The sequence below is a fragment of the Coprobacter tertius genome, from assembly GCF_024330105.1.
Taxonomy (GTDB): domain Bacteria; phylum Bacteroidota; class Bacteroidia; order Bacteroidales; family Coprobacteraceae; genus Coprobacter; species Coprobacter tertius.
Genome location: NZ_JANDHW010000005.1, coordinates 253,868 through 264,066, shown reverse-complemented (window position 1 = coordinate 264,066; position 10,199 = coordinate 253,868). Strand labels below are relative to the sequence as shown.

Genomic DNA, 10,199 nt, shown 5'->3' with positions numbered 1-10,199 from the left:
TATAAAATATAAAAAACGGAAGAATTTAAATTCTTCCGTTTTTTATATTTTATATTAACAGTTTACTTCTTTGCCTTCATACTTGAGATAGTGAGATAGGCAATAATTCCAAGATATAAAACGAGACCTAAAGACTGTTGTATGGTTTCGTTTAATTTGTAATCATAGGTAAACCCTCCGAACCGGAGTGCTGCACTGACTACTCCCATTAAGGCCCCTCCGGCAATAAATCCGGATGCTAGTAAAGTCCCTTTTTCAAGACGGGCTTTATTTATTTTTTTGTCTTTGCTTCGTGTACTTACATACCAGCTGATAAGACCTCCGACTACTAAAGGAGTATTAAGTTCGAGCGGGATAAACATTCCTAAAGCAAAAGCTAAAGCGGGTATCTTTAAAGTAGTAAGTATAATTGCAATGACGGCGCCTATACCATATAAAATCCAAGGAGCGCCTTTTCCCGACATCAAGGGTTCTATGACTGCAGCCATAGCATTTGCCTGCGGTGCCGAAAGACTGTTTTCTCCTGTAAATCCATAAGTGTCGTTCAATATCATAATAACACCTCCAACAGTTGCGGCCGATACTAAGGTACCTAAAAATTTCCAGGATTCCTGTTTCGACGGAGTGCTTCCCAGCCAGTAGCCGATTTTTAAATCGGTAATAAAACCGCCGGCCATCGATAATGCAGTACAAACGACACCTCCGATAATCAGTGCAGCTACCATACCGGAAGTCCCGGTGAGTCCCACTGCAACTAAAATTACAGATGCCAGGATTAATGTCATCAAAGTCATTCCCGAGACGGGATTTGTTCCTACGATTGCGATGGCATTAGCTGCAACGGTGGTAAAAAGGAAGGCGATAATAGATACGACGATAAAGGCGATAAGAGCTTGGCTGAAAGTGTGTATAACTCCCAAATAGAAGAACAGAAATATTAAGATAAGTGTAACAATGCATGCAATGGCTATAAATTTCATAGAAAGATCTCGTTGTGTACGTAGTACGCTTTTGGCAACTGATCCGGTTTTCCCCTTTAATTCTTTAGAGGCTAATCCTACGGCATTTTTAATAATTCCCCATGATTTTATGATACCGATTACTCCGGCCATAGCAATACCACCGATACCGATGTGACGGCCGTAAGTCGTAAAAATCTGTTCTGGTGTCATCGAGGCGATTGTCATGTGTATGTCGGAATTTCCTAAAGCAAGAATAGTATCACCGAAAAAGAGATTCAGAAAAGGAAGAATTATAAACCACACGAAGATAGAGCCGGCACAAATTACAACGCAATACCTAAGCCCGATGATATAGCCAAGTCCTAAAACAGCAGCACCGGTATTTACTTTAAATACGATTTTGGCTTTTTCTGCAACCATATCTCCGAAAGGAAGTATCTTAGTGGATAAAACTTCACTCCACCATCCGTAGGTAGATAATAAGAAGTCATATACACCACCGATAATACCAGCCATAATAAGAGGTTTTGCCTGATTTCCTCCTTTTTCACCCGAAATCAGTACTTGAGTTGTTGCGGTAGCTTCGGGAAAAGGATATTTTCCATGCATATCAGAAACAAAATACTTTCTGAAGGGGATAAGGAACAGAATTCCGAGTATGCCTCCTAATAAGGAACTAAGAAAAACTTGCATAAAGTTTACCGTCAATCCGGGAATAATATACAATGCGGGTAAAGTAAAGATCGCACCGGCAACGATAACTCCCGAACAAGCACCGATCGACTGGATAATTACATTTTCACCCAGAGCGTTTTTTCGTTTAGTACTGTTCGACAAGCCTACGGCGATAATAGCGATAGGAATAGCGGCTTCGAATACCTGCCCCACTTTTAATCCCAAATAGGCTGCAGCAGCCGAGAATAGAATGGCCATGATAACTCCCCACGAAACCGACCAGAGCGTAACTTCCCGGTAATTTTTATCGGGAGACATGACCGGATGGTATTCTTCACCTTCATGCAATTCCCTGAAAGCATTTTCGGGAATACTTACCGGTTCTTTTTTTTCTTGTTTCATGATATATATTATGATTTGTTTTTGATATTTTCGACGAAGTGTTTTATTTCAGCCTGAACATATAAGTAAGAGCTATTGTAATGTTCTGATTCGATGAGGTAGCAAAATAATCTTTTTTCCTGTTATTGAAAAAATCTCCCAGTCCGAAACAATATCGACCTTCGAGCATAAAACTGTGTTTTTTCGCTCTTAATTCGATACCGGCTCCTCCACAAATTCCGTAATCGAATTTTTTGGCGATTGGCATATTCAATTGTTCGGTAGGGTGACTGTCCGATGGAAGTTTAGGCAGATTATTCAAGTCGAGATTGGTGTTTTTTTTATCTGAAATCAAGAATCCTACTTGGGGACCGAGGTTTACAAAACCTCTGATTACTTTATTTCCGAAAAAAATATGAGTCATAAAAGGAACTTCGAGATAGTTCATCCGTCGATTGTATTTCAGGGACGGATCTTCGAAATTTTCGTCCCAACCTTGTTGAGAAAAGTTGGCTTCTATGATAAAACCGAAATATTTTTCTTCTGAATAACGAAAAGAGATACCACCCATATAACCCAGTAGTAAATTTTGTTTTACCGATGGGCGGAATGTTGCTCTAGATAGATTAGTGCCGAATTTGGCACCAACCGATATTTCTTTTTGATATTGGGCTGAAAGGGGAGATAAAACACTTCCCATAACGAGTAACAGGCAGGCGAGAAGATTTTTTTTCATTTTATATTACGCTTACTTTATCGTTATTTTTTCGATTGTATACGCGGGTGTAAAACGTACAAAATAGAGATTTTTGTTTATGAATCCACTCCAGTTATTTAGTCGTTGAAAATTGAAATCGGTCTGTAAACTCTGCGACTGAATATCCTGAAGGCTATTTCCGAAGTTTTTACCGTAGCGGTATAAAGCGGTAAGAAAATACATGCCGGTATCGAAGCCGAGTAAGCCGTATTTGGGATTTGCATTTATCATTTCTTTATTATACCAATAATGGAATGCCCGATTCAGACTTTTTACGTTGTTATCGGTAGGGAGTGCATAAAAACGGGTAAAGATATATGTATTCAGATGATAATAACTGTCGAGATAGTCTTTCGTGTAAGTCTGCCATTCGGGATATCCGAAAAGAGTAATTCTCATATCGGGATGGTTTTCTCTCGCTTTATTCAGTGGAACGATGACCTTACCCAATGTACTGCGACTTCCGCACGAAGGTACGACGACAATATCATCTGTTTCGCTGTAATGTTTCCCTATTTCTTTCTCTAGGTCGATCGTAGCTGGAATTTCTGAATAAGAAATCGATTGCCTTTTCAGCTCATCTTTCAGCATATTGGTAAATTCGGTTTTATCGTCATTGTCGGTGTAAACGAATACGATTTTTTTACGGCCGAAACGGTTTATAAACTCATTAATCGTTTCGGCATATAAATAAGAATGCGGAATATTCGTTTGAAAAACCCACGGATTATGGTTTATATCTTCATTTTTCAAAGAAAAGGAGTTAACCAGATTGATATTATTTTTCTGTGCAAAATCGGCTGCGTTTTTCAAAGAAGAATCGTTTACCGGGCCGATAATCATATCGATATTTTTTAGCTCGGGTGTCGAGAGTATTTTATTTACTATATAAGGAGAATTCTGGGTGTCGTAAGTATAAATATTAATATTGGCACCTTGTTGTTTCAAACTGTCTACAGCCAGCAAAAAGCCTTGATAGTATTCAAGAAACAAGGCCGATTTTGTACTTGTATTTTCTTCGTTCAGCATAAAAGGGAGTAAAAGTGCAACGTTTATTTCACCTTTTTGCGAACTATTGTTCAATTTTGAATATATCTGATTTATAACATTAGTTTCTTCTATCGCGATTTCTTCTTTTGATAATTTCTTTTCGGCTACGGGTATTTTCAATTCATCGCCTTGAGATATTTTTCCGATACCCGGATTGATCTCGACAATGTCGCTTACTTTAACTTTAAATTTTTGAGCAATACTATAAAGTGTTTCTTTCTTTTTAACTTTATATATTTGATATTCAGGGGTTTGATTTTCTTTTGTTATAATTGTTTCGGTAGGTTGTGCACCCGGAATGAGTCGGATTACTTTACCGATTGAAAAGTTTGCAGGCGATAGACCTGGGTTACTTTTCAGAATATTTTCTACAGAAGTAGAATATTGTCTGGCTAATGAAAAAAGAGTTTCCTTAGGTGAAATGGTATGGTAGATATATGCATCATTTTTATCCGAGGTTGTTATCCCGCTACTTTGAGGGATACGTAAAACGGCACCTGCTTTTATTCCCTTATTGCTTTCCGGATTAAGTTTAATAATATCTTGAGTCGAGACATTATACATTTTGGAAATCGAATATAATGTTTCTCCCGGAGCAATCGTATGATTGAATGTTTGATCTTTGTGTTTGAATATATGGTTTTGTTGTACACCGTCCGTATTATTCATTCCTTTTATGGGGATGAGCAACTCTTGCCCGCTTTTCAGACCGTTACGAGCTTCCGGATTATACTGGATAATTTCTTCTTGAGTTACGTCGAATTTTTTACATATCGAATAAAAACCTTCTGCACTGTTTACCGTATATTTATAAAACTGTGGTTTTTCCTGATTTTGAGCTGTTACAGGCAGGAAAATGCATAAGGATAATATAAAGAAGGTAATGACTATTCTGGCAATTTTCATATATTAATTCGTTTATTATATTGTCTATTATTAGACTCAAAAAAGCAAAGGTATAAAAAAAATTGTACAGCACAATGCTATCTCTATTCTCTTAAAACGATCCCGAAAACGATTGCAGCTTATATCTGATAATTCCACACTATTTTTATTTTTTTTATTTCTTACTTCTTTGAAATGAACTATCTTTACCAAGATAAATTTTACCGGAATATTTTTACGATGAAACGATTTACTTTCCTATTTCTGTATCTGTCGGTAGTGTTACCTCTTTTTTCGCAAAATGTAGAGGTAAGTTGTGGAGGCCTACCGGCATATCGGTTTACCGAAGGTTTGAGTTCTATGGGGTTAGAGGGAGTATATGTCGTTTACCAGGCTTCGGGATCGGAAAAGGCTGAGATTATATTCGATACTTCCTCTTCGTCACCGGTCACCTGGTATCGTTTCGGTCGCACAGGATTAGATGATAAAGTTCTGATCGACGGTATAACCGATCCGCGTCTAACGGGTGCTTCTGGTGATTGCGGATATGAAATTATGCAAGACGGTCGTTCGGTTTATATTTGGTTGATTAATTATCTCGATTATCCATTAACCCTTCGTTCGATTAATGCCGAACAGGGGTTGTCCGATCCGTGTTCGTCGGTTCGTTTGTTGATTGACGGTACGGGAGACGATCTTCCTTTTTATTCGGTAAGTGGAAGATATAAAGGTATTCATCGGATTTTTACTATCGATTATAATACACTCGAATGGAATGATGCCGACAAGCTATTTGCTGAAATTCCCGTGAAGGAAGAAATGAATAGCGGATTATTGCCGGCTGTAGAAATACAAGCCCCATATGCAATAACGACGTTTACTCTTTCGGGAGACCAGTTTTTGACTTCGTGGGGAATGACCGAGAAAGTTGTTTCTGCAGAATATGATTCACCTGCACCTGTATGTAAAGGGATTGCAGAGCAATATACGCGGGACAACAAGAACGAATGGGATAGAGAGCAACCTACCGACGGAACATTTGGAGGATCTGCTCCCGTTGAAATGACTTTTTACGCTTATTATAATGATGTTGTTACTCACAGTGATTGGCAATTTTCAAAAGATAAAGATTTTATTACAATAGATGCTCATTATTATAATTCCGATGAGTTTCATTATACGTTTAATCAGGAGGGAACGACTTATGTACGTTTAATGGTGAGTAATGGAGCTTGTCGTGATTCTTCAGATGTTTTTCAGATTACAGTGGGTGAATCCCGGCTCGAAGCTCCCAACATTTTTTCCCCGGGAACTACACCAGGGGTGAATGACGAATGGAAGGTTGCTTATAAATCGATAGTGAGTTTTAAATGCTGGATATTTAACCGGTGGGGAGTGGAATTGTTCCATTTCGAAGATCCTGCTCAGGGATGGGATGGAAAATACCACGGGAAATTGGTAGATCCCGGTGTATATTTTTATGTAATAGAAGCAAAAGGTGCTGATAACCGAAAACACAATTTGAAGGGAAATATTAACATCTTGAGAGCAAAAGATTAGAAAAAATAAAATGAGAAAAATATATTGGCAGGTCGGTGTGACAGCGGTTGTAACGGCATTGAGTATTTTTGCACTGACTTCATCTTATCGTGCAGGTTCCGAAGCGGAACCCCCTCTTGTAAATTTATTTTCAGTCGTTCCCGATTTCCCGAAGTCGGTAGAGTTTTGTGGTGAAAAGATCGATCTCGATCGTTTCGATATGCACGAACGTTATGACAGGGAACTTACCAGTTTTTGTTATATGCATTCCAATACGTTGTTGATATTGAAGCGCGCCAATCGTTATTTTCCTATATTGGAACCAATTCTTCGAAGGAACGGAATCCCCGAAGATTTTTTGTACATGGCCGTTATAGAGAGTTATCTCGATCCCAGAGCGGTATCGGGAGCCCGGGCTGCCGGCTTATGGCAACTTTTGCCGGAAACAGCCAAACAATATGGTCTCGAGGTGAACGATTATGTAGATGAAAGATTTAATATCGAGAAATCTACAGAGGCGGCTTGCCGTTATTTGAAGGAAGCTTATGGGAAATATGGTAGTTGGACGACTGTCGCTGCGGCTTATAATGCGGGAATGGGACGTATTTCTACCGAATTGGCAAAACAACTGGAAGAACATTCGTTCGATTTATGGTTAAATAGTGAAACATCTCGGTATGTATTCAGAACGATGGCTATGAAAGCTGTTCTTTCTGCTCCTTATCGATATGGATTTGCTGTAAAGAAGCATCAATTATACCATCCGATACGTAAAAAGGAAGTGATCGTAAATCAACCGATCGAAGATTTAGCGCAGTTTGCTAAAGATAACGGTATAAGCTATTCGCAATTGAAAGAGATGAATCTTTGGTTGCGTAAAAATTCTTTACCGAATAAAAGCGGAAAAGAATATCGCATATCTATTCCTTTAAAGGAAGATCTTTATTATAGTACCCGAAAGTTCAATGTTTATCAAAAGAATTGGACGGTAGATTGATTATTTTACAGATATAGTGGATATATATCTTGTTACTTTATTTTTTGTACAATGCAAAATGATGATAAAATAGAGGTGTATGGTGCCCGGGTGCACAATCTTAAGAATATCGATGTAGAAATTCCCCGTAATAGTTTTACGATTATTACCGGATTAAGCGGCAGCGGAAAATCTTCATTAGCATTCGATACGATTTTTGCCGAAGGTCAGCGACGCTATATAGAGACTTTCTCTTCGTATGCCCGTAATTTCCTGGGAAATATGGAACGCCCCGATGTCGATAAAATAACCGGACTCAGTCCGGTTATCTCTATCGAGCAGAAAACGACGAATAAGAATCCCCGTTCGACAGTGGGCACGACAACTGAGATTTATGATTTTTTACGGTTGTTATATGCCCGGGCAGGAGAGGCTTATTCTTATTTGTCGGGCGAAAAAATGGTAAAGTATACCGAAGAACAGATTCTCGAGCTTATTCTCGATCGTTACAAGGGGCGTAAAACATATATACTTTCTCCTTTAGTAAGAAATCGAAAAGGGCATTATAAGGAACTTTTCGAACAGGTAAGAAAGAAGGGCTATCTGACCGTACGGGTAGATGGTGAATTGCGGGAAATACTGCACGGAATGAAACTCGACCGTTATAAAAATCACAGTGTCGAGTTGGTTGTGGATAAACTTATTATTTCTGAAAAAGACGAGCGTCGGTTGAAGGAAAGTGTACGCATTGCCATGAAACAAGGAGACGGACTTATTATGGTTCTCGATGCCGATACGGGAGAGTTACGCCATTATAGCCGTACATTGATGGATCCCGGTACCGGTCTGTCTTATAGTGAACCGGCACCTCATAATTTTTCTTTTAATTCGCCCCAGGGAGCTTGTCCGCGTTGTAAAGGGTTAGGTTTAGTAAATATTATCGATAGAGAAAAAATTATTCCGAATGATTCTCTTTCGATTTATCAAGGCGGAATCGTTCCTTTAGGAAAGTATAAAAATTCAATGATATTTTGGCAAATCGAAGCTATTTGCGAGAAATATGGGGTTACACTGAAGACTCCGCTTAAGGAAGTTCCTGATGAAGCCCTCGATGATATTCTGAACGGAACCGATGAACGTCTTCGTATAAAAAACGAGGCTTTGGGCAGTTCCAATTATAGCCTTTCTTTTGGAGGACTGATCCGGTATATCGAGATGCAACAGCAAAGTGATGCTTCTTCTCAGGCTCAGAAGTGGGCCGGACAATTTGTAAAAACCGTAGTGTGCCCCGAATGTAAAGGCCAACGTATTAATAAAGAAGCCCTGCATTATCGTATCAACGGTAAAAATATTGCCGAATTATCCTCGATGGATATTTCTGACCTTAATAAATGGCTCGATGGCGTAGAAAACTATATGTCTTTAAAGCAGGCACAAATTGCGCATGAAATATTGAAAGAAATACGTACGCGATTGAAATTCCTAATCGATGTAGGCCTCGAATATTTGAGTCTTAACAGAGCTTCTTCAACACTTTCGGGAGGAGAGAGTCAACGCATTCGTTTGGCTACTCAGATCGGTTCGCAGCTTGTAAACGTGTTATATATTCTCGATGAGCCCAGTATAGGATTGCACCAGCGGGATAATACTCGGCTGATTCGTTCTTTGAAACAACTCCGGGATACGGGAAATTCGATTATTGTAGTCGAACATGATAAGGAAATGATGCTCGAGGCCGATTATGTAATCGATCTCGGTCCTCGTGCGGGACGTCTGGGAGGAGATGTCGTTTTTGCGGGAACACCCTCTGAAATGTTAAAGTCGGATACTCTTACAGCTGCTTATCTCAACGGGAAACAGGAGATTGCCATACCCCAAAAGCGCAGGACAGGTAACGGGAAAGAGATCGTCTTGAAAGGTGCAAAGGGAAATAATCTGAAAAATGTAACTGTAAAATTTCCTTTGGGACGTTTTATATGTGTTACGGGTGTTTCGGGCAGTGGTAAGTCGAGTCTTATTAATGAGACTTTACAGCCTATTATAAGTAAACAATTCTATCGGTCGATTAAAGATCCGTTGCCCTATGATTCTATCAAAGGAATTGAAAATATCGACAAGATTGTAAATGTAGATCAGTCGCCGCTGGGACGTACACCCCGGTCTAATCCGGCTACCTATACAGGAGTCTTTTCTGATATTCGAAATGTTTTTGTCGATTTGCCCGAAGCCAAGATACGAGGATATAAACCAGGACGTTTTTCTTTTAATGTGCCTGGTGGACGGTGTGAAGTTTGCGGCGGGAACGGGTATAAAAATATCGAAATGAATTTCTTGCCCGACGTACTGGTTCCTTGTGAAGAATGCCATGGTAAACGATATAACCGGGAAACTCTCGAGGTACGTTTTAAAGGTAAATCGATTGCCGATGTATTGGATATGACAATCAATCAGGCAGTAGAATTTTTTGAAAGTATCCCTTCGATTCTGAATAAAATAAAAGTACTTCAGGATGTCGGACTCGGTTATATAAAACTGGGGCAACCCTCTACGACTTTGTCTGGTGGTGAAAGTCAACGGGTGAAACTGGCCACAGAATTGTCGAAAAAAGATACCGGGAAAACTCTTTATATTTTAGATGAGCCTACTACGGGGCTTCATTTCGAAGATATTCGAGTGTTGTTAGGCGTGTTAAATCGATTGGTTGATAAGGGGAATACGGTATTGGTTATCGAACATAATCTCGATGTTATAAAAAGTGCCGATTATATTATCGATATGGGGCCTGAAGGGGGTCAGGCAGGAGGTGAGGTTTTGGTAACAGGAACGCCCGAAGATATTTGTAAGAAAAAAGATACTTATACAACACGTTATCTTAAAAAGGAATTATTCCCGGGTATTAAATAAATATTGCATATAGATTTAAGTGATTTCTAGAACCATAGTGATAAATGGTTTAGAATAATTTATGAATAGC

6 protein-coding genes are annotated in these 10,199 nt (G+C 39.2%); 3 read left to right on the top strand and 3 right to left on the bottom strand.

Annotated features, from left to right (window positions below):
- Positions 1-62: 62 nt before the first annotated feature.
- From NMU02_RS07105 to NMU02_RS07095, 3 genes are read right to left on the bottom strand one after another with little or no spacing between them, the layout of a single operon-like run.
- Positions 63-2,039: an OPT family oligopeptide transporter gene (locus NMU02_RS07105; RefSeq protein WP_255026926.1), complete on the bottom strand. Its 1,977-nt coding sequence runs from the start codon at positions 2,037-2,039 to the stop codon at positions 63-65.
- A gap of 43 nt (positions 2,040-2,082) precedes the next feature.
- The gene (locus NMU02_RS07100) at positions 2,083-2,754 is read right to left on the bottom strand and encodes a porin family protein (protein WP_255026924.1); all 672 of its coding nucleotides are present in this window, start codon (positions 2,752-2,754) and stop codon (positions 2,083-2,085) included.
- Between the two features lie 12 nt (positions 2,755-2,766).
- Entirely contained in the window at positions 2,767-4,731 is a 1,965-nt protein-coding gene (locus tag NMU02_RS07095; RefSeq protein ID WP_255026922.1) for a LysM peptidoglycan-binding domain-containing protein, read from the bottom strand.
- A gap of 219 nt (positions 4,732-4,950) precedes the next feature.
- On the opposite strand from NMU02_RS07095, the gene NMU02_RS07090 reads away from it, so the two are divergent.
- Genes NMU02_RS07090 through uvrA form a run of 3 tightly spaced genes read left to right on the top strand, consistent with a single transcriptional unit; the run spans position 4,951 to position 10,129 of the window.
- Positions 4,951-6,270: a T9SS type B sorting domain-containing protein gene (locus NMU02_RS07090; RefSeq protein ID WP_255026921.1), complete on the top strand. Its 1,320-nt coding sequence runs from the start codon at positions 4,951-4,953 to the stop codon at positions 6,268-6,270.
- A gap of 10 nt (positions 6,271-6,280) precedes the next feature.
- On the top strand, positions 6,281-7,246 hold the full coding sequence (locus NMU02_RS07085) for a lytic transglycosylase domain-containing protein (RefSeq protein WP_255026920.1): 966 nt from the start codon (positions 6,281-6,283) through the stop codon (positions 7,244-7,246).
- Positions 7,247-7,297: 51 nt separating this feature from the next.
- Positions 7,298-10,129 (top strand): excinuclease ABC subunit UvrA, encoded by a 2,832-nt coding sequence (uvrA, locus tag NMU02_RS07080; protein ID WP_255026918.1) that lies wholly within the window; start codon positions 7,298-7,300, stop codon positions 10,127-10,129.
- Positions 10,130-10,199: the final 70 nt, after the last annotated feature.